The following is a 25073-nucleotide window of genomic DNA, read 5'->3' on the forward strand; positions in this document are numbered from 1 at the left end:
CCCAGTGCCGCTTACGCCTAGCTCGCGAAAAAAGGATATGACGGCACCTTGATGTTGGCGGTCGCCAAATTGGCAAAGGCATCCAATGAGATCCTTTATCGGTTGTATGACGACAAGTGTGGCTTGTTCGAGGTGATGGCACCCGACAGCGTGGCGGCGAAAACCGTTCTGGAGCAGGCCATTGCCGCCGGGGACGATCCCGCCGACCCGCTGGAGCGGTTCTCGCCGGTATTCCTTGAGGTGATTTTGGGGGAGCGCGCAATCTAGTTGGACAGGGCTGCTGCAACCGATCTTACCGGCGAGCCTGACGTCACCATCTCTGCCGGTGCTGCGGCGAGGTTCGGCCGGTCGTTGATCAACTGATCCAGAGTTTCCAGCAGCCGCACCACCTAGGCAGCTGGCAGATGACCGACTGGTTTTTGGGGCTGCTGGTCGTAAACTTGCGGATCAAACGCGCTATCGGAGTGGTGCCGATGCGCTCTAACGGCCAGATCGAGCTGCGCTGTCGCCAGACGCACCGCGCATTTTTTCGGATTTCTTCGGGCGGAGTGACGGTGCGGACAGTCGGCCAGATGCTGCCTTGCCTACATAACTTGCAATGATCAAATATGGGGGCTGCTATTTGGCACAGGCGTCCTACCTTGTCGCGTGATGGTCGTATTTGGCGGCTGTTCCACCGCGTTTGGTTGCGAAGCTGGCTTATGTCTTGTTACTGTCCACGCTTACCGGCGGCCTCTCACTGGCTGCCGATCGCTGCCACGTCTAGGGCGTGCAGGTCTGTCCTGCTCGCTGAATGTGGCGAGCCGACGTGGCGTCTAAGCTGCGGGGGAACTGCAACGGGGGGGGTAGGGCCGGCAATGCGCAATCGGTCCATCGCGCCCCAGTTTGAAAGGATTATTCATGGTCGACGAAACAGCGGATCAGGGGATTCCACCGCCCGAGGGCGAGGCTGACGTGATCGACACCAACTACGAGATCGGTCAGGACAACTATGCGACGACGATCGGGCCTTTCGGCCTCGATTTTCACAATCCGGTCTTTGCCATGGCGGGCCTTTCGATTGTTGCTTTCGTGTTTTTCGCCCTCGCACTGCCTGATCAGGCGAACGCGATGTTCGATTGGTCGTTCAATTTCGTCACCCAGACTTTCGACTGGTTTTTCCTCGGCGCGGCCAACATTTTTGTGATCTTTTGCCTATTCTTGATCGTCAGCCCCTACGGCTCGATCCGGCTGGGCGGCTCGGATGCGACGCCCGATTACAACTATGTCGGCTGGTTCGCGATGCTGTTCGCGGCAGGCATGGGCATTGGCCTCATGTTTTTCGGCGTATCCGAACCGATGAGTCATTTTGCCAGTTCTCTGGGCGGCACATCTGTTGAGGATGGGCTGCGCACTGACTGGGCGCCTCTTGGCGCGGCGGGCGGCGATGCGGCGGCGGCGACGCGTCTCGGCATGGCCGCGACCATATTCCATTGGGGTTTGCACCCTTGGGCGATCTATGCCGTCGTCGCGCTGGCGCTGGCGTTATTCAGCTATAACAAGGGCTTGCCCCTGACACTTCGCAGCGCGTTCTATCCGATCTTTGGCGAGCGTGTCTGGGGTTGGACGGGTCACATCATCGACACGTTGGCTGTCTTTGCCACGCTGTTCGGCCTTGCCACATCGCTGGGCTTCGGAGCCGAGCAGGCGGCATCGGGCCTGACGTTCCTCTTTGGATCGGGCGACAAGGCCGAGGGCACGCGGAACTTGCTCGGTATTGCTTATAACAATACCGAGGAAAGCGGTGTTGCCGATTCCAGTCTGCTGCTTGTGTTGTTGATCACCGGCATCACTGCGATTGCGCTGATATCGGTCGTTCGCGGCCTCGACGGTGGGGTTAAAGTGCTGTCCGAGATCAACATGGGGCTAGCCGGCCTTCTGTTGGTCTTTACGCTGATTGTTGGCGGTCCAATCGTTCTGTTGACGTTCTTTGCCGACAGTCTTTGGGCCTATTTGCAAAACCTCATCCCGCTCAGCAATCCGTTCGGACGTGACGACACCAACTTTGTGCAGGGCTGGACGGCGTTTTACTGGGCATGGTGGATCAGCTGGTCACCCTTTGTCGGTATGTTCATCGCCCGCGTCAGCAGGGGCCGCACGGTGCGGGAATTCCTGATCTGCGTGCTACTGATCCCCAGCATGGTCTGCGTGCTGTGGATGAGCGTTTTCGGCGGCGTCGCCATCAGTCAGGTCGTCAATGATGGCTATACCCTGGCCAAAGATGCGTCGCTGGAGTTGAAGCTGTTCTACATGCTCGATCAACTGCCGCTGGCGACGATCACCTCAACTATCGGTATTATCCTCGTCGTGGTGTTCTTTGTCACGTCGTCAGATTCGGGCAGCCTTGTGATTGATACGATCACGGCGGGCGGCAAAGTGGATGCGCCGGTCACTCAGCGCGTATTCTGGTGCATCTTTGAGGGCGCGGTGGCGATCGTGCTGCTGGTCGGAGGTGGCCTTGCTGCGCTGCAATCTGCGGTGATCTCGACAGGCCTGCCATTCACGCTGGTCCTGTTGGTCATGTGCTGGGCCATATTCAAGGGGCTTCAATCGGAACGGAATAACTGACCTTGCTTAAAACCACTGGCAAAGCCCTCCGGCGCTTGCGCGTCGGGGGGCTTTGCTGTTCTCTGGGGACTGGGTGTCCTGATGGCGGAGTGGGTGATGAATGTCAGCTTAGATATAGATTTCGTGCGCGGACAATTCCCGGCCTTCGCCGAGGCGTCCTTGCAGGGGCAGGCATTTTTCGAAAACGCTGGCGGCTCTTATACCTGCGCGCCGGTTATTGACCGACTGATGCGGTTCTATCGTCAGCGCAAGGTGCAACCCTACGCGCCATATGCTGCATCTGCGTTGGGCGGGGCCGAGATGGACGAGGCGCGCAGCCGCCTTGCCGCAATCATGGGCATCGACACCGACGAGCTGAGCTTTGGTCCATCGACGACGCAAAACACCTATGTTCTGGCACGCGCCTTTGCGCAGTGGATCCGCCCCGGCGAAGCGATCATCGTTACCAATCAGGATCACGAGGCTAACACCGGCCCATGGCGGCGACTGGCCGACGAAGGCTTTGACGTGCGCGAGTGGCAGATTGACCCAGATACCGGCCACCTCGACCTTGCAGATCTGGAGGATCTGCTGGACGAGCGTGTGCGCCTAGTCTGTTTTCCGCATTGCTCGAACGTGGTCGGCGAGGTCAATCCGGTGACAGAGATCACCGCGCTGGCCCATGCCGCAGGCGCGTTCGTCTGCGTCGACGGGGTCAGTTATGCGCCCCACGGCATTCCCGATATCGGTGCGATGGGGCCGGATATCTATCTGTTCTCAGCCTACAAAACCTATGGTCCTCATCAGGGCATCATGGCCATCCGCCGTGAACTGGGGATGCTGCTGCCTAATCAGGGGCATTATTTCAACGAGGGCAGCCTTTATAAGCGCTTTACCCCTGCTGGCCCGGACCACGCGCAGGTGGCGGCTTGCGCGGGCATGGCGGATTACATCGACGCGCTGGCGGACCATCACGGTCTGACCGGCGATCCTGCTGCGCGCGGGGCGGGCGTGCATGATCTGATGCGCACGCATGAGGCTGCACTACTCCAGCCGCTACTGGACTATCTGGCATCCCGCAATTCCGTGCGCCTGTTGGGTCCGGATACGGCCGAGGGCCGTGCGCCAACGGTCGCAGTGCGCCTAGATCGTCCCGGCGAAGAGGTCGCGCGCGATCTGGCCGCGCATGGCATCATGGCAGGCGGCGGTGATTTTTACGCCGTGCGTGCGCTGCGCGCGATGGGGGTTGATCCAGACCACGGCGTGCTGCGCCTCAGCTTTGTGCACTACACCAGCCAGGCCGAGGTCGACCAACTTATGACCGCGCTGGACGAAGTTCTTTGATCCGCCGCCGCGCGCCCTATGTCATGGCCGAGCCTTCCAAAACCCGGACGTGACATGAGCGACACCAAACCGACCCTGCTATGGCTGCGCCGCGATCTGCGGCTGAGCGATCACCCCGCTTTGACGGCTGCACTGGACGCAGGCGGGCCGGTGATCCCGGTCTTTATCAATGACGCATCCGTAGAGTCGTTGGGCGCTGCGCCAAAATGGAGGCTGGGACTGGGGTTGGAGCGGTTTGCCAAAACGCTCGAGGACAAGGGCAGCCGTCTGATCCTGCGGCACGGCGATGCACTGGACGTGCTGCGCACGCTGATCTCGGAAACCGGGGCAGGGGCGGTGCATTGGTCGCGCCTCTATGACCCGCAGGCTATCGAGCGTGACAAGGCGGTCAAGGAGGCGCTCAGGGACGACGGCATCGACGCGCAGAGCCACGCGGGCCACCTGATGTTTGAGCCGTGGACCGTGCAAACCAAGGAGGGTGGTTACTACAAAGTCTATTCGCCCATGTGGCGCGCGGTAAAGGATCGCGGCGTAAACGCGCCGCTGAAAGCGCCGGGTGATCTGAAACCGCCTAAAGAGTGGCCCGCCAGTGACAACCTGCAAGACTGGCGTTTGGGCGCTGCGATGAACCGGGGCGCCGATGTTTGTCTGCCCTATCAGACCGTCGGCGAAGAGGCCGCGCAGGATCGCCTCGCATGGTTCACCCAAGAGGCGGTAGAGCGCTACAAGAGTGACCGCAATCTGCCCGCCGTCGATGGCACGTCGAACCTATCGGAAAACCTTGCACTGGGCGAAATCAGCCCCGCCCAATGCTGGCACGCGGGCCAGCGCGCCCTGCACGAAGGCGCAAAGGGCGCCGAGACTTGGATCAAGGAACTGGTCTGGCGCGAGTTTGCCTATCACCTCATTTACCACACGCCGCAGATCGCCACCCGCAACTGGCGCGAGAAATGGGATGATTTCCCATGGAACGAGGATGGCGATACCCCCGAAGTGATGGCGTGGAAACAGGGGCGCACCGGTATTCCGTTTGTCGATGCCGCGATGCGCCAGATGTATGTGACGGGGCGGATGCACAACCGCGCGCGCATGATCGTCGCCTCCTATCTGACGAAACATCTGATGACCCATTGGCGCGTCGGGCAGGCGTGGTTCGACGATTGCCTGACGGACTGGGACATCGCCAGCAACGCAATGGGCTGGCAGTGGGCTGCGGGGTCGGGGCCGGACGCGACACCCTATTTCCGCATCTTCAACCCCGAAACCCAGCTGGAAAAATTTGACGAAAAAGGAAACTATGTCCACGCTTGGATCGTGGAAGGTCAAGAGCAGCCCAGCGAGACGGCGCTGTCCTATTTCGACGCGATTCCGCGTAGCTGGGGCCTGTCGCCCGATGATGCCTATCCAGCCCCGGTCGTGGGACTGCGTGAGGGGCGCGAGCGTGCGCTCAGCGCCTATCAGGACCGCTCCTTCTGAGGCAATGTGCCAGGACCATGCCGATGCCCGGTCACTCCGGCAGCGGCCAATAATAACGGAAAGACCCTTGGGATGATCCTTACGACCACAGACGGCCAGAAAAATCTGCCGCGCTACTTTGCTCGCGTCTTTGACAAGACGAAGAACATCAACCGCGGGCGGTTGGATTTCGTGTTGCCGGACGGACGCGTGTTCCGCGCCGATGGCCCTAATCCCGGCCCCGTAGGCGAGGTGCATCTGCACAACACGGATGTTTTCGCGCGCCTCATCCGCGAGGGCGATCTGGGATTTTGCGATGCATATCTCGATGGCTGGTGGAGCACGCCGGATTTGCAGGCGCTGATGGACTTTATCTGCACCGATAATGAGGACGTCTATGACGGCTTTCCCGGAATGAGTCTTGTGCGCGCGTTCGAGCGCGTGCGCCACTGGCTGCGCGGTAACTCCAAGGGACAGGCGCGCCGCAACATCAGCCATCATTATGATCTGGGCAATGAATTCTACAGCCTGTGGCTGGACGAGACGATGACCTATTCCAGCGCCATTTTTGAGACCGGCCAAGAGAGCATGGAAAAGGCGCAAACCGCCAAATACGCCTCGATGATCGACCGGATGGGTGTGCAGCCGGGCGATCACGTGCTGGAGATCGGTTGTGGCTGGGGTGGCTTCGCCGAATATGCGGCAGCTGAGCGGGGGCTGAAGGTGACAGGACTCACCATTAGCCAGGAGCAGTTGAACTACGCCAGACAGCGCATTGAAAAGGCCGGTCTTTCTGATAGAGTTGAGTTCAAGTTACAGGACTATCGCGACGAGCGCGGCACCTATGACGGCATCGCCAGCATCGAGATGTTCGAGGCGGTTGGCCAGCAGTATTGGCCCGTTTATTTCAATACATTGCGCGAGCGCCTGCGCCCCGGCAAGCGCGCGACCTTGCAGATCATCACCATCAGCGATGCGCGCTGGGACGTCTATCGACGGGGCGTGGATTTTATCCAGAAGTACATCTTTCCGGGCGGGATGCTGCCCAGCCCCAGCGTGCTGGTCGCCGAGGTCGAACGTGCCGGGCTGACGGTCGCCGGATCGGTGGAATTTGGCGAAAGCTACAGTCAGACGCTGCGCCGCTGGCACGATCGCTTTAACACCCGGTGGGACGCCGTGTCCGCGCTCGGCTTTGACGATCGGTTTCGGCGGATGTGGAATTTCTATCTCACCTCTTGCGCCGGATCGTTTCACGCGGGAAACTGCGACGTGACACAGATCACCATCGCAAAGCCCGGATAACATGCCCAAGACACGTATTCTGCCTACCGCCGCCCGCCTCGTTGCAGCCCTGTCTCTGGCGGCGCTGGGCTGGCTTGGCTCAGAGATGGTGCGCCCTCTCATGCCTCCACACACCGCCTTTGGCTGGTTCAACTACGTCAATGCGGTGCTGGGCGCGCTGTGCGGTTGGTTCGTGATCGGCAGCCGGGCAGGGCGCGGCTATACCGAATCCATAGCCAACGGGCTGACCGGCATCCTGGCGCTGATCATCTGGGCCTTCTTTGCCCAAAGCTTTAATCTGATGCTCAAGCAGTCCATGGAAAACAAGTATGACGGACCAATCGAAGCCATCGTGGGCATTTTTGACAATGCCATCGACTATGGGGAATACCTGATCGACCCCATGCTGATTACGGTGCTTTTGATTGGCGGCATGATCTGTGGTCTGCTGGCCGAAGCTGCATCGCGCCGCTGGACCTGACCGTGAGCGCCATTTTTCTTTATGGTACGCTGCGCGACCCGGCGCTGTTGCAGATTGTTCTTGGCCCGAAGATTGATGGTGCTGTTTTGCTGGACGGCATCTTGCCTGATCACGCGGTGACATGGGCCGAGGGGCAGGTTTTTCCGACCATCACCGCGCAGGCGGGGGCTGAGGCGACAGGCGTTCTGCTGGACGATCCCGGCGCCGAATTGCTGGCGCGGCTCGACTTTTATGAAGGCGGTTTCGGATATGATCTGAAACCAGTCAAGGTGATGGCGGGCGGCGCTACGCACCCCGCGCGCGTTTATTTCCCGCGCCCCGGTCTATGGCAGCCCGGCGCGCGGTTCGAACTGGCCGACTGGCAGGAAAAATGGGGCGCGCTCAGCCACCTCGCGGCCATCGAGGCGATGGGCTATCTGGGCCTCTTTACGGCAGAGGAACTGGCATCAAGGATGCCGATGATCCGCGCACGCGCTGCCTCGCGACTGGCGGCGACAGGTGTTCCGGCGCAGGTGCGCTGTGATATCGGCGCGGATGCGGTCCAGCAGATAGAGACGCGCATTGATCATGCAGGCTTTTTTCGTAGCGAGACGCGCAGGCTGCGCCACCCGAAATTCGATGGCACGATGAGCGAGGAGGTCAGTCGCGAAGTGTTCATTGCGACCGACGCCGCCCACGTGCTGCCCTACGATCCGGGCCGCGACCGCGTGCTGCTGATTGAGCAGTTTCGCTTGGGCCCCCTCGGGCGTGGTGATCCGCGCCCCTGGATGCTGGAGCCTGTGGCGGGGCGCGTCGATCCCGGCGAAACCCCCGAGCAGGCCGCGCACCGCGAATGTATGGAGGAGGCAGGGCTGACCCTGACCCGGCTGGAACGCATCGCCAGCTACTACTGCACCCCCGGCTATTCGACTGAATATTTTCACAATTTCGTGGGGATTGCCGATCTACCGGATGACCTGCCCCGCCTTGGCGGGCTTAAGTCGGAGGCAGAGGATATTCGCCTGCATATCCTCGATTTTGCCGCCGCAATGGCGCTGCTGGACACGGGCGAGGCTGATAACGGCCCGCTGATTCTGTCGCTGATGTGGCTGGCGCGCGAGCGCGGCAGGTTGCGTGCTGCGCCTTGAGTCCGGCGGCTATCGGGCCTAAGTGTCGGATCAACGTTTCAACGCGGAAAGGACGCGCCATGCGCATTGCCAAGGATCTGGCCGACGCGGTCGGCAACACCCCCATGATCAAGCTGCGCCGCGCCAGTGAGGAAACCGGCTGCACCATTCTGGGCAAGGCCGAGTTTCTCAATCCCGGCCAGTCGGTCAAGGATCGCGCAGCGCTCTATATTATCCGCGATGCGGTGGCGCGCGGCACGTTGAAGCCGGGCGGCACTATCGTCGAGGGCACTGCCGGCAATACCGGCATCGGCCTTGCGCTGGTGGGCGCATCGATGGGGTTCAAGACCGTGATCGTCATCCCCGAAACGCAAAGCGAAGAGAAAAAGGACATGCTGCGCCTCGCCGGGGCCGACCTCGTGCAGGTGCCTGCCGCGCCCTACAGCAACCCCAACAACTTTGTGCGCTACTCCGAGCGTTTGGCCACGGAATTGAACAAGACCGAACCCAATGGTGCGATCTGGGCGAACCAGTTCGACAACACCGCCAACCGCCTTGCGCATATCGAAACGACTGGACCGGAAATCTGGGAACAGACCGGCGGCAAAATCGACGGTTTCTGCTGCGCTGTCGGCTCGGGTGGCACACTGGCCGGCGTCAGCATGGTGCTGCAACCCAAGGGGGTCAAGGTCGCCATTGCCGATCCGATGGGGGCCAAGCTCTATTCCTACTACACTACGGGCGAACTCGAATCCGAAGGCGAATCCATCGCTGAGGGCATCGGGCAGGCGCGCATCACCGCCAATCTCGAAGGGTTCACGCCCGATTACGCCTATCAGATCCCCGATTCCGAGGCGCTGCCGATCGTCTTTGACCTGTTGCACGACGAGGGGCTGTGCATGGGCGCGTCGACCGGCGTGAACATCGCGGGCGCGATGCGCCTCGCGCGCGATCTGGGGCCGGGCCACACCATTGCGACGATCCTGTGCGACTATGGCTCGCGCTATCAATCCAAGCTGTTCAACCCTGAATTCCTACGCGAAAAGGGCCTGCCTGTGCCGGATTGGATGCACGATGCGCCGCGCTCGATCCCCGGAGTGTTCGAGGCGTGATGTCACTACTGCGAAACGTCCTGCTGGCCCTTTCGCTGGCGCTGCTTCCCATTGCAGCTTGCCTAACCCTCGCGCCGAGCGCCGCAGAGGCGCAGCAACCCCCCTCCGCGCCCGATTACGAGCGCTGGGACGTCGTGGCAAAACGTGCAACCGACGCCATTGCCGCGCAGCGTGCGTCGACCTCGGCCTTCGAGAGTCTCCGGGAACAACTGGCTGAATGGCGCGATGTTTTTGTCGGGGCGCAGAATATCAATTCGAACGCCATCGCGACGCTCGAGGCGCAACTGCGTGCGCTGGGGCCTGCGCCCACAGACGGCGAGTCCGAAGAGGCGCCGGGAATTATCAATCAGCGCAAGTCCCTGAACGACCAACTGGCCAAACTGCGCGAGCCGGTCAAGGAGGCCGAGTTGGCCTACAGCAAGGCCGACGAGATGATCAAAAGCGTTGATCGTATCGTCCGGGAACGCCAGACCGAAGAGCTGTTGGAGCGCGGACCAAGCCCGCTGAACCCGGTCAACTGGAGCGAAGGTGCGAGCGCGCTGTCCAGCAGTTTCCAACGTGTGCGCGGCGAAGTCGCAGACAAGATCGCCGGCGAAGCAGGCCGCGCGGACCTGATCAAGAGGCTGCCGGTTGCCGTTCTGCTGGCTTTGGTGGGGATGGTGTTGTTGCTGCGCGGACGGTTCTGGGCTGAATTCCTGGTGCGCATCGTACGCCCGCAGGCGGCGACCTCGGCGCGCTGGTTGATATCTTTCCTGATCTCGCTGGGCGAGGTCATCGTGCCGTTCATTGGTTTTATGATCCTGATCAAGGCGCTGGAGCTGGGCGGCATTGTGGGGACGCACGGTGCGGCACTATTGAACATCCTGAAATCTTCGCTGTTGATTTTTCTTTGCGCGCGCTGGCTGGCGATGCGGTGTTTTCCACGGCGCAGCGAGGACCGATTGCCGCTGGCGCTGGAACCTGACGACCGCCGCGCCGGGCGCCTATATGGCGGGGCCCTGGGCCTCATCATCGGCGTTTTTCACTTTGTTTACAATGTGGGCAACAATAGCGGTTGGTCGGCGGAGGCGCGCGTCGTCGTGCTGTTTCCGATCACCGTTGCGGCCAGCCTGCTGCTGGTTCGCGTGTCGCGCCTGTTGTCAAAGCACAGCATGGCGTCCGGGCTGGGTGATCAGGACGAAGCCAGCGAAGAGACCTATCGCAGCTGGCTGGCCCGCCTCCTGTCCAAGCTGCTGATCGCGATCGCTGTCGTCGCGCCCATCCTCGCCGCATTTGGCTATAACAAGGCTTCCTCCGGCCTTTTGATGCCGTCGTTGCTGTCGTTGATGATGCTGGCCGCGCTGCTGATCCTTCAGGGTCTGATCGTTGAGATTTACATCCTCGCCTCCCGTGGCCGCGACGGTGCGGGCGAGGATCTGCTGCCGATGCTGCTGGGCTTTATCATGGTGCTGGCCTCGGTGCCTGTTTTTGCGCTGATCTGGGGCGCGCGAGTCGCTGACCTAAGCGAGCTTTGGGTGTCGTTCAGACGCGGCGTCACGCTGGGCGAAATGACGATTTCGCCCAGCGTGTTCATCACATTCGCCATCGTCTTTGCCGTCGGTTTTGCCGTCACGCGGCTGCTTCAAGGCACGTTGCGCACGTCGCTCTTGCCCAAGACCAAGATCGACACGGGCGGGCGTGACGCCATCGTGTCGGGCGTTGGGTATGTTGGCATTTTTCTGGCTGCGTTGATCGGGGTAACCAGCGCTGGAATCGACCTTAGCAGCCTTGCCATCGTCGCCGGTGCATTGTCGGTCGGTATCGGTTTCGGCCTACAGAATATCGTGTCAAACTTTGTGTCTGGCATTATCCTGCTGATCGAGCGGCCCATTAGTCAGGGTGATTGGATCGAAGTGAACGGCCAGCATGGCACCGTGCGCGAAATCTCGGTCCGATCGACCCGGATCGAGACGTTCGACCGCTCGGATCTGATCATCCCTAACGCCGATCTGGTCAGCGGAACGGTCACGAACTACACCAAGGGCAGCACAGTGGGCCGACTGATCGTAAATGTCGGCGTGGCCTATGGCACCGATACCAAATGGGTCGAAGACATCCTGCGCGAGATCGCAAGCGCACATCCCATGGTTCTGATGAACCCTGCGCCGACGATCATCTTCAAGGGGATCGGGACAGACTCCTTTAACTTTGAAATCCGGGCGATCCTGCGCGATGTCAACTGGATCATGAATGTGCTGTCGGACATGAATCACGAGATCGCCGCGCGCTTTGCCAAGGAAGGCATCGAGATGCCCTATCAGCAGCGCGATATCTGGCTGCGCAATCCCGAAACGCTGTCAGGCGCGTTGGGTGGCGCGGCCAAACGCGAGGAATCGCAGCAAGCCTCACAGACCCTGCAGCCCGATCAAGCCGAGGGGCGCCCCAAAGGCGACCCGCAGCGCGTGGAATCGGGTGACGGTGGAGAAGGGGCCGGGGGCGCTGACCGATGACCGAGTTGCTCTTTCGTCTAGATGCCTATCTGAATGACGTGACGGGGATCGTGACAGAGCACACCGCCGAGGGCGGCGTGGTGCTGAACCGGTCAATATTTTACCCCACAGGGGGCGGTCAGCCGGGCGACAGTGGCCGCATAGACTGGTCGGGCGGGAGCATGGACGTGGCCACGACGGTCAAAGGCCAAGGCGACGCCATCGTCCTCGTGCCGGCCGCGCCGCAGGCTCTGCCCGCTGTTGGCACGACAATCAGACAGCATCTGAACTGGCTGCGCCGCCACCGCCTCATGCGGATGCATACGGCGCTGCACCTGCTGTCGGTCGTGATCCCGCTGCCCGTTTCGGGTGGGTCCATTGGCGCGGAGCGCAGCCGTCTCGATTTCGACATGCCGGACGCGCCCAAAGATCCCGCCGCTATCGAGGGCGCGTTGATGAGGTTGGTCGATGCCGACCTGCCCGTCAGCGAGGACTGGATCACCGACGCCCAGCTGGACGCCGATCCTGGCCTCGTCAAAACGATGTCGGTGGCACCCCCGCGCGGCGCGGGCCGTGTACGTCTGGTGCAGATCGGCAAAACTGCGCCATATGTCGACCGTCAGCCCTGCGGGGGCACGCATGTCGCGCGCACCGGCGAGATCGGCCGCCTGCGCGTTGGCAAGATCGAGAAGAAGGGCCGACAGAACCGCCGCGTCTATCTGCATCTTGACGATTGACTAAGGTCATTATCCCCTTGAATTGCCCTCGCGCGCCCCGTTAAAGAGGCGCAACGGAGCGGTGGCCGAGTGGTCGAAGGCGCACGCCTGGAAAGTGTGTAGGCGGGTGACCGTCTCCAGGGTTCGAATCCCTGTCGCTCCGCCACTTGCCCTTGAGACAACTTTCTCCCTATCCGGCTGCGGCCGAATTTTTCCGTTATACTCGAAGGTTGTGCGGGTTGGGTTGAGCACCGCCCATGCTAGGAATCGTGTAAATCCGTTCTCTCTGGGCCGATATTCTCTGTAGCTGATGACTGCGCCATTTTGGTGTTCAGGTTGTAAGGCGCTGGTATTGAATGATTTTTTGCAAAGCTGCAATAATGACTTCGATGCCAGTCTCATTCGGCCAAATGGAACCGAAATCGGAATTTTTCGCCACAACGGCAAAGGTGCTGCTTCACCGAATTGCCGCGGCGTAGCAATCGACACGAGTGGCGGAGAGCGGAATTTCTCTGCAAGTGCGAGCCAGCCATGCCCCGAAGTCGGAAGCCGACATTCAGGCGGCCTGTAAGACGGGCTTAGCTCTGCAGTACCGAAAGTCGGCTCAGAACTCTATGTTCCAGTAATCGGCCCTGCAGTCGCTGACCTGCATCGATAACTTCACATCAAGCTAGCCAAAGTGATATTTGGGAAGCGGTCTTGTTGAAATGAAGCTACTTTTAAAAAGTCTTTTGTAAATTTCATACATTTCCTAGTAAGTATTCACCAACTTTGATCTGCCAGTCGTGAAAAAGTGGACATTGTGATCGGTCGACTATCGGTGCCCAGCTTTGCGAATGGAAGAGTTACCAATGCTTCAAAAGTTCACTTTAGTCTTTGAACGTAGTGGAAGATCATCAAACCCAGGTGGTCGTATTATCAAATGGGTAAGCTTGGCATCAAACATTGCATCAGGGATGATGCTGGTTTCAATGGTTAACCCGGCACATGCTGCCTGTGTAACTACGTCAGTTGGGAATGCTGACACAACAAACTGCGTTGCTGGCGGCCCTGTAGCGCCTGCAATCGACACCGGTGACGGTGCCGACAGCTTCACGATGACCGGTGGCGGTTTGGTTAGCCTCGATCAGGGCTCCGGCTTTGACACATTCGTGATGAGCGGCGGTCGTATCTTCGGGATTTTCACAAATGGGGATAATGTTGAATTTACCGGGGGGCGCATTGGCAGTGTTAATATCGGCGCCGGAAATAATATACTTAACATGTCTGGCACCGCGCAGATCGACGGGCTTCTGAACTCGGAACAGGGGAGTGATACCTTTAACCTGTTCGGTGGTTCTATCGGCGGCATTTTTTCCTCGGGCAGCGGAAACGACATTCTGACACTTGATGGCACCGCAATGGGTAGCAATGTAATCTTCGAGGGCGGTTCAGACCAACTGATTCTAAGGTCGGGGTCCATTGCTGGTTCGATTTTCATGGACGATGGGCCGGGGCATACAAATGGCACCGACGGATCTGATACCGCACTTGTGGAAAGCAGCTTTAATCTGGGCGCATTTACTGGAATCTTCGATGGCGGCGATGACTTTTCTTCGGCGGACGGCCTAGTCGATGTTCTGACCATTCGCGGCGCATCCGCGACAGTTAATGGTGCGAACTACATCAATTGGGAAACTATAGTTGTTGACGGTGGATCGCTCAGCTTTGGCCCAATCTTATCTGTTGGATCTGACCCAGGAACCGGCCTGAGCTTGTTAAACGGAGGCGTTCTCAATGCGGCAGGCGGTTTTGCCCTAACCGGCAATTTATCCAACAGCGGCCTAGTATCGACGCTAAATGGTGCGGTCGGAGACACCTTCAGCATGTCTGGCGGTTATTCCGGCGGTGGTCTGCTTCTTGTCGACGTGGATTTTGCGACCGACACGTCAGATACGCTAACCGTTGGAGGGAGCGTGACTAGCGCTGGAACGGCGATTTCCATTGCAAACGTCTCCTCAGGAGCGTCCACGGGCAATAACGTATTGGTCGTGGATGTCACTGGAACGACAGCTGCGGGAGACTTTACGCTTGCAGGCGGTCCGGTATCAGCTGGCGCGTTCACCTACGATCTCAGTTTGTTAGGAAGCCAATGGTTCTTGGCCAGCATAGGTGCAAACTCAGTCGGCAGTGTTTACGAATCTGCGCCGTTTGTTTTGGGCACTCTCGTTGATCTGCCGACGCGCCAACAGCGGGTCAGCCAACGGCGATACCTCACAAAAATTGCAGGAGACAGACAGATCGCACGCGGCGCGTGGCTGCGTGCCTACGGGGATCGGTTTGACGTTACGCCGTCCAGCAGCACAAGTGGGGCGTCAATTGACGGAAATTCCGGAGGTCTGCAATTTGGCTATGACGCTCTGGCAGAAGTTGGCGACAATGGTCAGTGGGTCTTTGGCATTACTGGTCAGTACGGTACTGTGAATAGCACTGTCACAAATGCCATGGGAACTGGGAGCATAAAAGGTGACGGCTACGGGCTTGGAGCAACGGCAACCTGGTATGGTCAAGACGGGCTTTTCTTTGATGCTCAGGCACAGCTGAACTGGTTAAGCGGGGACTATGCAGCTAGCGGCACTGATCTTGCATCCGACCAGGATGCTATGGGCTATGGTTTGAGCGCTGAGATAGGCAAACGGTTCGCACTGCACGACACCGTATCGCTTATTCCTCAAGCACAATTGATCTGGTCCAGCATTGATGGCGATTCGTTTACGGACAGTGCGGGCAGCGCTGTTGATCTTGGCAGCCGAGATAGCCTGATTGGCCGGCTGGGCCTTGCGTATGAGCACGAATACCTTGACACGGATGGTGGCCCGGAAAAGTATTTTGCTATTGGCAATCTGGTGCGTGACTTCTCCAGCGCAAGCTCTGTCAACGTGGCCGGGGCACCTTTGGGCGCAAGCTACAACCACACCTGGGCTGAGATCGGCCTCGGCGGCTCAAAGTTCTGGGATGATAACAAGGCTATTTACGGTGAAGTCTCATATCGCCGATCTCTCAGCAACAACGGCAGCTCAGGACTTGGCCTAACAGCAGGGTTCAGCATCCAGTGGTGAGATAACGGGCTGCCTCTTGCATGGATGACCTGTCTTGACTGCTGAAAGGGGCCATTGGGTTTACGCTCGCCAAAGGCAGCTTTGTCCGCTTGACTAACGTTTCATCCAACTAAATGCTGCACAATGCACGAATGGCAGCAATGCGAAAGCTGTGCTGCGGCGTGACGCAATCGTGTGGGTGTCTCCTTTGGGCCGTTCCTGTCAGCCGGCCCCAACGGCGAATTCCGGTCATTCGCTGTAGGTGCGAAGGGCGGAAGTGATTTTGTGGGAAACGGACCTTCTTTGTAGTGGCGAAAGGATCAAGTTAGAGGGCTGGAAGCAGCAGTTCTTATCTTTCCATCCTAACTCGCAATCTGCGCGCCCGATCCTGAAATGCTGGTTCTCCACCTTCCAGAATTTTGCAAACTTCAGCGCGTATTTCTTGGCTTTCCAAACCAGCGCCGTAATATGTTATCGGAGGCAGTCCTCCGACAGGGTGTGGTCCTGCTTCCGCGATGATAATTTGATCCGCGTCCGTATTGACGACGAGATTAGCATTGTGAGTGACCATGATCACCTGGCGGCGTTTTTTGGCTTCGATAAAGAGTGGAACCAACTCGTCGTTGACGGATTTTGGGTCGAGATTTTCTTCCGGCTGGTCGATTATGAGTGGGCGATCATCCTGATCATCAAGTGCCAAATAGAGCAGCAACAGCACAATACCCCGCGTCCCCGGAGAGAGCTTGCGGATGTCCACGCCATCATAGTTTATCTCATAGCGGACAGTGATGTGATCTGTGGCGAACAACCAATGTGCAAACTGGTTCATCCAATTTCGCAGATCAACCCTTTCGTTCTTTTCATATGGCGCGTGTGACAGGAGCTCTTGTGCGTGTGTTTCCATGAAAGTTTCCATGGCTTTGCGAACGTCAGCGGCGGTGCCTGTTTGCCAGGCCGGCGCAAGGCGGTCTGCGGCAAGTGCCGTCAAAGAACCAACTCCCTTCGTAGCCCCTTTGCGGCGCTTATCAAATAGGTTTGCTTCACCGTAGCGGCCCCATTTCTCGACATCGACGATACGGGTCACTGTGAACCGCAATTTGCCAAGAGTGCCGGATGTTTTTTCCAAACGCCTTAGCAAAGGTTGATAGAGGTCTTGCAACGCAAGCTGTTCATTGATGATCGCTTGAAAAATGCGTTCGTAGCAATCAATGCGCTGACTTTGTAGGACTTTGCGACGTGCCCCCGCTCCTTGGGCCGATGTGAGTTCTATCTTCAACTTCTCGAGTGCCGCGTTCTCTCGTGTAATCGTTGCAGTCGCGGCCTGCCACTGTTTGCGAACGTGATCATCAGCCGTGATGAACCCAGACAGACGTTCAAGTTCGGCAGTGAGCCGATTGAGGGTAACAGTTGCAAGATCCTGATCATCTGGAATCAGCGGAGCGTTGCGATCCTCTACGTCAACAGCATCGCCCGTGAGCTGCGTGACCTTTTGGTCAGCTGCAGCGATGACGGTTCGCAGCGTCGCATCTACGTCGCCATTATAGACCAGCAGAAAATTCCCCCACTGCTCATCCGACATGCTGCCCTTTAGGTGGTTTTCCTTGGTCTCTCTGAGCATCTCTGGCGCAGTAGTGGCGCGAACACTGGCTACTTCATCCTGAAGAGCGAGATACGCGCGGCGTTTTTCAGAATGTAAATTTATACTGCGGCGGACGGATTCTGCAGTGGCTGATAATTCTTCATGCCGGGCTAAAAATTCCGGTTTTCCAGTTAGCTTTAGGTGGCTTTTGTCGACGGACTGATCGGTTATGAGCTTGTCCTTTTGGCCAATCTGCTTCTCAAGATCGGCAACCTTCGCCCCATTTTCAAGCTCAGTAGCAATGTGATCAGAGAGCGTGTCAATGGCTGCCTCTTCCCGGTCTCTCGCTTGACGAAATCGCTCCGTCCTCTGGTTCCGAAGCTCTGTGAAGCTGGTGGCTCCTTCGGCCGTATCTGGGTCATAGGATTGATAGACGACACGTTCAATTTCATGCACTAAGCCATCAGAAATTCCGGCTGGAGAGCATAGTTCTTCGACGAATTGTTGTGAGAGATAGCGCGCACGCGGATAGGCTGTAAAACCACCGGAGTCCGACCCATCGAGCGCACGTTCAACTGTCTCGTCGCTTCCCCAGGTCAACGTTGCACGAGCGGAACCGATAAGTGGTCTCGCTCGACTGAGAAATGATGGCGTTTGGAGCTCACCATCGGACCAAACCGATGCTGGTACAGCATCGCAAACTGCCGCTATCATATCGGCAAGGGCGGTTTTGCCTGAACCTCGCGCACCGATTATGGCGACAAGTCCAGGGTTTAGAGGCACGAAATCTGTTTTGGCCCAATCGGCGTCAGCAATGGCGACTGATTGTATTACTTGAGAGGGTAGCGCGCCCGCTGGAGGTTCCTCCTCAACAAAGGCCCGGTATTCTGGATCGATGCAGGCTTGGCGCAAGGCGTCAAAGGTGGGGGCTCCTTTCACCCAGGAATAGCGGTTGTGGGCAGGTTGACCGACCTCTTCAGGACGGTGCGCATCACAACCATGAAGGCAAGGCTTGCAGCCTCCGTATCTCTCCTTAAGCCCGTCAACGCTTATGGCTGGTCGCTTACCAGTCCAAAACTCACGTTGAGCGACACTGCTGGCAAAGATAACGTGGGCAAACTTCTCGATCTCTGCACGCAGCGTCGCGTCAGATGCCTGACGTAAGCCAGAAGTGCCATCATCTTTCCCACCAGCGACTGCGACTAAGACATTCGCCTTTGCCCAGTCGGACTTCCTGTAAACATTCTTCAGTTGCGAAAATTCTACTTTGAACTGGTTCGCACCTTCTGCAATAAGCGCCTTTTCCGAAGCGTTAGTTGTCAGTGTCTTTCGCCCCAAACGGATAAGGTCTTCACGGGCACATTTGAAGGTGTCGCCATGAGCTTCAAATTCGAGCCGTGCAAGCAACCTCTCTGTGTTTCCGACATGATCCTCAGCGGTGGGGTCGATAAGTAAGTGAATGTTGACGAATCCAGTTCCCGCACGCGTAGTGAGCCTGAGCTCAATATTTGGAAAAATCGTTGTTACGTCAGCCAACCTATTGGCGGTCTTGTATCGAAGAACTTCCTTGTATGTGTCGAGGAGGTAGTAATCGGTAACGCCAAGTCCTTCGATTTTGGGCTCGCTTGTTTCGACAGCTGACAAATATTTTTCCCAAACATCGTTGCTGCCAAACTGGTCATTGAGCGTTGTGCCAGGTGCGTGAATGTGCGGATCCCACCTCCGCCAGATTGAGCCGGTTGTCAGAATTGGTTTTGGCGCATTCATCTATTTTCTCTTCGTATGCAATGTGGTGCTATTAAATTGGGCCGCAAAACCTCATCATGTCAACGTGAAGGCGAAAGCGTTCGGTAGCTACCGCAATCGACACCAAAAACTGCAATGCGGGTTTATCTTAGTTAGTCAGATTTCTCGGAAAACAGTCATGGTAAGCTCGATGAAGCTGCAGCGCGGCATTGAGTGAACCAATAAAGGTCGGTTTGGACCATTCAAAAAAGTCAAGGTATCAGTTTTCTCTGATTGTTGCCGCTAATTCTTTGTAACCACGTCGCTCTAACTCCAGGGCCAGAGACCTGAGCAATTCGACGTCGCCGGACCCTTTGATTATCCCGAGTATGATTTGTAGTGCGTCATTGACCGACGACTCTTTCGATATTTGCAGCCTTTCAAATTTGTCAGCGAATTCTTCGACGCGTTTTGCGTCCAGGTGTCTTTCATCAGTTGTGATAGAAGGTCTGAGCGTCCTTGTTTCCTTCGCATCGTGCCCGCTCTCTTGGATTGCCACAGCTTCCGAACGTGTAACTTCAACTTCCAAGCAACTCCCATCGGCTTCGACCTGCCGGAGCCGCACGTTGCAATTTGCATCTACCGCAAGCTTAACCAGCTTCTCAATGGATCGCTCTGGGGCTTTTGATTGAAGTTGTTCGGCTGAGGCTTGAGGATTTTTTTTGGCCTTTAGCAATCCGGCAAGGCTCTTGCCAAAATCAATGATTGCTTTGCTGCCCTTAGCAGCTTCGACGGCTCCCTTGGCATAAGGTAATGCTGCTTGAGCCATATCCAGAAGGGTGATTAAGATTGAACCATCTTCGACACGTGCGACTACAAGTGTTCTGGCGCGGTTTTGCTTGCGGTAGTCTCTTGCGAGAGCAGCAAGCAGCTCACTCAACGCAAGTGCCGGAACTGGCTGTCTGTTTTCGATGACGATGACAATTTTCGCCACTTCTTCTTGCAAATTCAATTTGGTGCCCTCGTATGGAAAATGAACTGATCGGAGCGTTCCCTATTTCGAACTTGGCCACAACACCAAACAGGGCTGGCCTCGCCGCACTGAATGCACTTCAGGTTGTAGCCGCGTGGTTGGCACGAACGTGTGGTTCCAACCCGCGGCGTCTGCTTTCGGGAAGCTGCGTCGCAGCGTCGAGAGCGTGCGTGAACGGCAGGTCTGGGCCGAGTGTGACGCTCGGCACCAAGGGCGGAGAGCAGAATTTCTCTGTAAGTGCGAATCAGTCATGCCGCGAAGTCGGAAGCCGACGTTCAGGCGAACTGTAAATCGGGCTTCGTTCTGCAGTGCCGCAAGGCTGCTTCGAGGCAGATTTGGCATTGGCAGCGAATGACCGCGTCCCGCCCAATGTGCAGATATGGCGTGTTCGCTTTGGGACGCGAAGCGATGGCAACATGTCAGCCGAACTGCGCCGTAAAACGTCTGCTAGGTCATCGATTATGCCACATATTTGACACGTGTGACCGCTAACGTGCGGCGAGCTTTCAACATTGGTTCTGAAAGTGTAACGCTGAGCCTAAGACGAAATGATGCGCGATAGGATATAAAATCGAGCAGCGGCTAGACCGCCAAGACCAAAAGACTGATCGAAGGACTGATGTGCTGAAGCACCTTTGCCTGAGGTCCACGTTAAGAGAGTATCAATGCCTGCCTACTATAGCTATGACAACACGATCCGGGGCACTCAAAGCACGGTAAACGGAAATTCGTTTGCCTATAACGTAGCCCCATCCAACGGTTCGACTTGGCAATGGTCTGGCTCGAGCTTCACCCATACGGTCTATGAGGAAGACCCGAACGCCACTTTTTACAATGGCGACCCAGACAATGAACAAACCCAAGCTAATATGGGGGTAGGACAAGCTGGCGAACAATCGGTGATGATCGATGGGACAGCGCGGGCAGTCGTCTATGACTATACGTTCCGCGTCTCGGACGGAACCAATACATATGACATCGCAGTAATTGACGTTGACCTCAACAATGATGGCGACCTGAATGACAGCGGCGAAGACGGCTATTACCTCGTGTTTCTCGGCACGCCGCCACCGCCGAACACGCCGCTAACCTCACAAGGGATTGTCGACAACAGTGACAACCGCACCCATGCCAGCATGGGTGGGCAACCGGTCTGTTTCGTGGCCGGCACAAGGATAAAGACCATTGAGGGGATGCGTCCGATCGAGACGCTTGTTCCAGGCGACATGATCTATACCTGCGACGAGGGTTATCAGCCGTTGCGCTGGCTGGGCACCCGCGAAATAACGGGGCTGGGGAACTTTGCACCGATCTTGATCAAAAAAAACGCGCTCGGCAACTGTCGCGATCTCTGGGTGTCGCCGCAACACCGGATGCTGATCTCAGACTGGCGGGCCGAGCTATGGTCTGGCGAGCCGGAAGTTCTGGTGGCGGCGAAGCGGCTGATCAATGATACAACGATAATACAAAAACCGGTGCTGCGGGTCATCTATTGCCACATGCTATTTGACCGCCATCAGATAGTGATGGCTGAAGGCTGTGCCTCGGAAAGTCTGCACCCAGGGCGACAGGCACTAATGGGGCTTTCCGAAGAGAGTCGAAGCGAGTTGTTCGAGCTCTTCCCCGAGCTTGCCCTCGAACTGAATAATCCCCCCCTGTCTGATCGGCAAACCGCGCGGCCAGTAATCCGGGGCGCGCTGGCCGACATGATGGGGCATCAGGCATCTTGATGCATGGCACCGCATTCTGAATGCTTAACTGAAACCTGACAGAACCATAACGGGTGCGGACAGTGAGCTTTCGCTGGATGGGATCGGAGTCGGAACACATACCTTTCCTTGGTAATGTCCATCTGGCCATCTAAAATGCTGAACGATGAGCGAATGGCCGGTCTGGGGACGCTGCGCCGCAGCATATGTAGTTGATGCGAACGGCAGCTTCGGGCCGTCAGTGTATGCAGCCTAAGTACATCTCAGCGAACCGACCCATAGCCAATGCAGCGGTCTTTTGATCAACTGTATCGTCTATGAACAGGCCCCAAGGGAAAACACAAACGGTCGCGATGTCAAAATCATCTATGAGATCCGGCTTGTTTTTGGAAAGGAAAGAATAGCGAATGCCCGCCCACATTTCGAAACCGAGTTCGACCTCCATGCCGTCGTAAACACCGTCACCCGGCGCATCGAGTTTGATCGTCTTCGTGATATGTCCCATCGAGTCCAGGAGCATCGTAGCGCAAGTATGAGCAACAATGTCTGCAAGCTGGATGCCACGGACTTTTCGGGAGTCCTGCTCGAAATGGCAGTGACACCGGTTTGCAGCATATGATCCCTGTAAGGACTTCTGGGCGTTTTTGACTGATGAAAACAAACCTTCATCGAAAAAGACTTCATGTTCAGTTTCGCTCAGTTTCGGGTGCTTCAGGGCAGCATTTAGAAGTTCGAGAGAAGCAGGCCCGAGCCTTCGATCATCACCGACGACACAGACAGCGATTTTGCAGTTCTTCGCGATGAATAGCTTCAGTGACGAACGAAGCCGCTGAAGATTGTCATCGCCCTTCATTTTGGCCGAGGACTTAAACTCGAACGTCGAGGGGTCATATCCGTACTCCTCAAACATCGTGCTCAACGCTTCAGATGGGTCGAAGTCGCAAGTCACGAATGCCGCCAGCGAGAACCCAAAACTGTGATGTTTGCTATCGTCCAAATACAGAAATGCCATGCCTATACGTAGCTATTCAAAGCTGAAGAGGGAAGCCGTGCTGTCAAGCCAGCTTGCCGCTTTGTCGACCTCCTTCGAAGCCACTCACTTAAACCGCTCGCAGTGTCTGGATCTATATGCTGCGACGCCGCGTACATGACCGAACTCGAAGGTCAGACATGGGCCGTTCACGTCAGTCGAACAATTCTATCTGTCGTGTCCAATTTATAGGGAGCGGTTCCAACAACCGTGCCGACGTCAACCTCATATCCTGTTGCCCATTTAGGATTGCGTCGACGATGTCAGGCGCGAGGAGCGTGAGCCGCAGAACGCGCGTCATGTAGGACGGCGCGATTCCCTCGCGCTCCGCCAGCTCGGCGATTGTGACAAACTCCCCCGACTCCAGCATCCGCTTCCAGCGAAACGCCCGTGCCAGCGCCTTGATCAAAGTATTATCCATCTTGCTGTGCCCAGATGCCCCATCCGGCAGCTGAATCTCCTTGCGGCCGCCACGCTTCACGAGGCGAAACGGGATATGCACGGTCACCGTTTCCGGCACTGCCTTCGCGCGGGTCATGCCGCCGTTCCGAGATCAGTCCTCATTTCGTGCGCCAGCCCGGTTAGACCGTCCATCCGGAGGCGCACATTCAGGCCATCGGTGCCGATATCGATCCGCTCAACCAGCAGTGTCGCGATGCGCGCCTGCTCAGCGGGGAAGAGTTCATCCCAGAGCGGATCGAGTCGGGTCAGGGCTTCTCGGGCGTCGGCCTCGGTGATGCCGCCATCCTGCGAGCGGGCCATCTTCCATGTGCCCGCCACAATCTCAGGCTGGCGGAACACGGCGCGGAGTTGGTTGATGACGGCTTTCTCGATTTCGCCCGCCGGGACGCGTCCAACCGGACAGGATCCAGCACCGTGCTTGAGCACCGTCTGGCTGACATAGTAGCGGTAGAGCTTGCCGCCCTTGCGCGTGTGGGTCGGCGAGAAGGCGGCACCATCAGGACCGTAGAGCAGCCCTTTCAACAGCGCGGGCGTGTCGGCGCGCGTGCGGGCTGCGCGCTTGCGGGGGCTTTCGGTCAGGATGGCATGGACCTTGTTCCAGACGTCGCGGTCGACGATGGCGTCGTGCTCGCCGGGATAGCTGGTTCCTTTGTGCACGGCTTCGCCGATGTAGACGCGGTTGTTCAGCAGCCGGTAGATGAACTTCTTATCGATGCGGTTGCCGCGACTCGTGGTGACACCCTTCGCATCCAGTTCTCGGGCAAGTTCAGTGCCGGAGCCGATCTCGACAAAACGGTCAAAGACGCTGCGTACGATCTCGGCTTGGGATGGGATGATGACCAGCTTGCGATCCTTCACGTCATAGCCGAAGGGCAGGTTGCCTCCCATGAAGATGCCCTTCTTGCGGCTGGCGGCGAACTTGTCGCGGATGCGTTCGGCCGTCACCTCACGCTCGAACTGGGCGAAGCTGAGCAGGATGTTCAGCGTCAGCCGCCCCATGGACGTGGTGGTGTTGAACGATTGGGTGACGGAAACGAAGGTCACATCGTTGCGGTCGAACACCTCGACCAGTTTGGAAAAATCCATCAGTGACCGCGACAGGCGGTCAATCTTGTAGACGACCACCACGTCAACCAAGCCGTCCTCAACCTCCGCGAGCAGCCGCCTCAACCCGGGGCGTTCCAGCGTGCCGCCGGAGATACCGCCATCATCATACTGGTCGTGGACCAGAACCCAGCCCTCTGACCGTTGGCTGGCGATGTAGGCCTCGCAGGCCTCCCGCTGGGCATGGAGGCTGTTGAACTCCTGCTCGAGCCCTTCCTCGGAGGATTTCCGGGTGTAGACGGCGCAGCGCAGTTTTCTGACGATGGGTTTGGTCATGCGCCCCTCCGGTGATTTTTCAGGCCGAAGAATACCCAGCCGTTCCAGCGCGTGCCGGTGATGGCGCGGGCGATGGCCGACAGTGATTTGTAGGGCCGTCCCTGCCACTCGAACCCGTCCGTGTTGACCGTGATGAGATGTTCCACGCCCTGCCACTCGCGGATCAACCGTGTGCCCACGATGGGTGTGAGATCGGCGCGGATGCGGCTCTTCTTGCGGTCGCCGCCGTCCAGCTGTTCGCCGAGGGCCTCCAGCCGCGTCACAATTTCCGGCTTCAACCCGCCATACGCCAATTCCTGAATGCGGTAGGCCAGGCGGCTTTCAAGATACCGGCGATTGAACGGGGGCGGTTCGCTGTCGAACAGCTCGCGCCATTGCTGCTTCAGGTCGGGCGTTGGGGTGGTCTTGAGCGCGGCCAGGCGGGCTGGGATGGGATCTGAGTTTGTCATGCGGTTCTCCGGTGAGTCGGAGTTGCATGAGCGCTCTGGCCGGGCGGAGAGTGTAGCGGAATTTCTCCATATTTGGCAGA

Annotated in this window: 19 protein-coding genes and 1 tRNA gene; 14 read left to right on the plus strand and 6 right to left on the minus strand. The window is 57.8% G+C overall.

The features are described 5' to 3' along the window. Positions 1-51 precede the first annotated feature (51 nt). The 13 genes from U3654_RS03535 (at position 52) to U3654_RS03595 (ending at position 15647) form a co-directional block, all read left to right on the plus strand. Complete coding sequence (locus U3654_RS03535) at positions 52-267, plus strand: hypothetical protein (protein ID WP_324753983.1); 216 nt, start codon at positions 52-54, stop codon at positions 265-267. Positions 268-404: 137 nt separating this feature from the next. Next, positions 405-602, plus strand: coding sequence for a hypothetical protein (locus U3654_RS03540; RefSeq protein WP_324753984.1), 198 nt, complete (start codon positions 405-407; stop codon positions 600-602). 298 nt (positions 603-900) lie between these two features. After that, complete coding sequence (locus tag U3654_RS03545) at positions 901-2607, plus strand: BCCT family transporter (RefSeq protein WP_324753985.1); 1707 nt, start codon at positions 901-903, stop codon at positions 2605-2607. A 96-nt stretch (positions 2608-2703) separates the two neighbouring features. After that, positions 2704-3930 (plus strand): aminotransferase class V-fold PLP-dependent enzyme, encoded by a 1227-nt coding sequence (locus U3654_RS03550; protein ID WP_324753986.1) that lies wholly within the window; start codon positions 2704-2706, stop codon positions 3928-3930. Between the two features lie 54 nt (positions 3931-3984). Further along, positions 3985-5406, plus strand: coding sequence for a deoxyribodipyrimidine photo-lyase (locus U3654_RS03555; protein ID WP_324753987.1), 1422 nt, complete (start codon positions 3985-3987; stop codon positions 5404-5406). A 72-nt stretch (positions 5407-5478) separates the two neighbouring features. Further along, entirely contained in the window at positions 5479-6687 is a 1209-nt protein-coding gene (locus U3654_RS03560) for a cyclopropane-fatty-acyl-phospholipid synthase family protein (RefSeq protein WP_324753988.1), read from the plus strand. Position 6688: 1 nt separating this feature from the next. Continuing rightward, complete coding sequence (locus tag U3654_RS03565; protein WP_324753989.1) at positions 6689-7147, plus strand: TrgA family protein; 459 nt, start codon at positions 6689-6691, stop codon at positions 7145-7147. Between the two features lie 2 nt (positions 7148-7149). Beyond that, on the plus strand, positions 7150-8274 hold the full coding sequence (locus tag U3654_RS03570; RefSeq protein WP_324753990.1) for an NUDIX domain-containing protein: 1125 nt from the start codon (positions 7150-7152) through the stop codon (positions 8272-8274). 59 nt (positions 8275-8333) lie between these two features. Continuing rightward, entirely contained in the window at positions 8334-9365 is a 1032-nt protein-coding gene (locus U3654_RS03575; RefSeq protein WP_324753991.1) for a cysteine synthase A, read from the plus strand. Beyond that, a complete protein-coding gene (locus tag U3654_RS03580; RefSeq protein ID WP_324755216.1) occupies positions 9365-11854 on the plus strand; it encodes a DUF3772 domain-containing protein in 2490 nt (829 codons plus the stop codon). The genes U3654_RS03575 and U3654_RS03580 overlap by 1 nt, the downstream gene beginning before the upstream one ends. Next, a complete protein-coding gene (locus U3654_RS03585; RefSeq protein WP_324753992.1) occupies positions 11851-12570 on the plus strand; it encodes an alanyl-tRNA editing protein in 720 nt (239 codons plus the stop codon). The genes U3654_RS03580 and U3654_RS03585 overlap by 4 nt, the downstream gene beginning before the upstream one ends. A 55-nt stretch (positions 12571-12625) precedes the next feature. Next, positions 12626-12715, plus strand: a tRNA-Ser gene (locus tag U3654_RS03590). Between the two features lie 685 nt (positions 12716-13400). Beyond that, the gene (locus tag U3654_RS03595) at positions 13401-15647 is read left to right on the plus strand and encodes an autotransporter outer membrane beta-barrel domain-containing protein (RefSeq protein WP_324753993.1); all 2247 of its coding nucleotides are present in this window, start codon (positions 13401-13403) and stop codon (positions 15645-15647) included. A 328-nt stretch (positions 15648-15975) separates the two neighbouring features. Here U3654_RS03595 and U3654_RS03600 read toward each other — a convergent pair whose 3' ends face one another. Both U3654_RS03600 and U3654_RS03605 read right to left on the minus strand, forming a co-directional pair. Further along, positions 15976-18972, minus strand: coding sequence for a TrlF family AAA-like ATPase (locus tag U3654_RS03600; RefSeq protein ID WP_324753994.1), 2997 nt, complete (start codon positions 18970-18972; stop codon positions 15976-15978). A gap of 238 nt (positions 18973-19210) precedes the next feature. After that, positions 19211-19942: a hypothetical protein gene (locus U3654_RS03605; RefSeq protein ID WP_324753995.1), complete on the minus strand. Its 732-nt coding sequence runs from the start codon at positions 19940-19942 to the stop codon at positions 19211-19213. A gap of 686 nt (positions 19943-20628) precedes the next feature. Here U3654_RS03605 and U3654_RS03610 point away from each other — a divergent pair. Continuing rightward, a complete protein-coding gene (locus U3654_RS03610; protein ID WP_324753996.1) occupies positions 20629-21693 on the plus strand; it encodes a Hint domain-containing protein in 1065 nt (354 codons plus the stop codon). A gap of 217 nt (positions 21694-21910) precedes the next feature. Here the strand turns inward: U3654_RS03610 and U3654_RS03615 are convergent, their stop codons facing one another. From U3654_RS03615 to U3654_RS03630, 4 genes are all read right to left on the minus strand, one after another. After that, positions 21911-22684, minus strand: a complete 774-nt coding sequence (locus U3654_RS03615) for a DUF3800 domain-containing protein (RefSeq protein ID WP_324753997.1) — start codon at positions 22682-22684, stop codon at positions 21911-21913. Between the two features lie 172 nt (positions 22685-22856). Beyond that, entirely contained in the window at positions 22857-23240 is a 384-nt protein-coding gene (locus U3654_RS03620; RefSeq protein WP_324753998.1) for a hypothetical protein, read from the minus strand. After that, complete coding sequence (locus tag U3654_RS03625; protein ID WP_324753999.1) at positions 23237-24544, minus strand: recombinase family protein; 1308 nt, start codon at positions 24542-24544, stop codon at positions 23237-23239. Before U3654_RS03625 ends, U3654_RS03620 begins: the two co-directional genes overlap by 4 nt. Then, positions 24541-24993, minus strand: a complete 453-nt coding sequence (locus U3654_RS03630; protein WP_324754000.1) for a DUF2924 domain-containing protein — start codon at positions 24991-24993, stop codon at positions 24541-24543. The genes U3654_RS03625 and U3654_RS03630 overlap by 4 nt, the downstream gene beginning before the upstream one ends. Between the last annotated feature and the right edge of the window lie 80 nt (positions 24994-25073).

It is taken from the genome of Roseovarius sp. Pro17, assembly GCF_035599575.1.
In the GTDB taxonomy this organism is placed as follows: Bacteria; Pseudomonadota; Alphaproteobacteria; order Rhodobacterales; family Rhodobacteraceae; genus Roseovarius.

Excerpts from the sequence above, each read along its gene's own strand:
- U3654_RS03535 (WP_324753983.1), top strand. The coding sequence starts at position 52 with ATGTTGGCGGTCGCCAAATTGGCAAAGGCATCCAATGAGATCCTTTAT.
- U3654_RS03540 (WP_324753984.1), top strand. The coding sequence starts at position 405 with ATGACCGACTGGTTTTTGGGGCTGCTGGTCGTAAACTTGCGGATCAAA.
- U3654_RS03545 (WP_324753985.1), top strand. The coding sequence starts at position 901 with ATGGTCGACGAAACAGCGGATCAGGGGATTCCACCGCCCGAGGGCGAG.
- U3654_RS03550 (WP_324753986.1), top strand. The coding sequence starts at position 2,704 with ATGAATGTCAGCTTAGATATAGATTTCGTGCGCGGACAATTCCCGGCC.
- U3654_RS03555 (WP_324753987.1), top strand. The coding sequence starts at position 3,985 with ATGAGCGACACCAAACCGACCCTGCTATGGCTGCGCCGCGATCTGCGG.
- U3654_RS03560 (WP_324753988.1), top strand. The coding sequence starts at position 5,479 with ATGATCCTTACGACCACAGACGGCCAGAAAAATCTGCCGCGCTACTTT.
- U3654_RS03565 (WP_324753989.1), top strand. The coding sequence starts at position 6,689 with ATGCCCAAGACACGTATTCTGCCTACCGCCGCCCGCCTCGTTGCAGCC.
- U3654_RS03575 (WP_324753991.1), top strand. The coding sequence starts at position 8,334 with ATGCGCATTGCCAAGGATCTGGCCGACGCGGTCGGCAACACCCCCATG.
- U3654_RS03580 (WP_324755216.1), top strand. The coding sequence starts at position 9,365 with ATGTCACTACTGCGAAACGTCCTGCTGGCCCTTTCGCTGGCGCTGCTT.
- U3654_RS03585 (WP_324753992.1), top strand. The coding sequence starts at position 11,851 with ATGACCGAGTTGCTCTTTCGTCTAGATGCCTATCTGAATGACGTGACG.
- U3654_RS03595 (WP_324753993.1), top strand. The coding sequence starts at position 13,401 with ATGCTTCAAAAGTTCACTTTAGTCTTTGAACGTAGTGGAAGATCATCA.
- U3654_RS03600 (WP_324753994.1), bottom strand. The coding sequence starts at position 18,972 with ATGAATGCGCCAAAACCAATTCTGACAACCGGCTCAATCTGGCGGAGG.
- U3654_RS03610 (WP_324753996.1), top strand. The coding sequence starts at position 20,629 with ATGCCTGCCTACTATAGCTATGACAACACGATCCGGGGCACTCAAAGC.
- U3654_RS03615 (WP_324753997.1), bottom strand. The coding sequence starts at position 22,684 with ATGGCATTTCTGTATTTGGACGATAGCAAACATCACAGTTTTGGGTTC.
- U3654_RS03620 (WP_324753998.1), bottom strand. The coding sequence starts at position 23,240 with ATGACCCGCGCGAAGGCAGTGCCGGAAACGGTGACCGTGCATATCCCG.
- U3654_RS03625 (WP_324753999.1), bottom strand. The coding sequence starts at position 24,544 with ATGACCAAACCCATCGTCAGAAAACTGCGCTGCGCCGTCTACACCCGG.
- U3654_RS03630 (WP_324754000.1), bottom strand. The coding sequence starts at position 24,993 with ATGACAAACTCAGATCCCATCCCAGCCCGCCTGGCCGCGCTCAAGACC.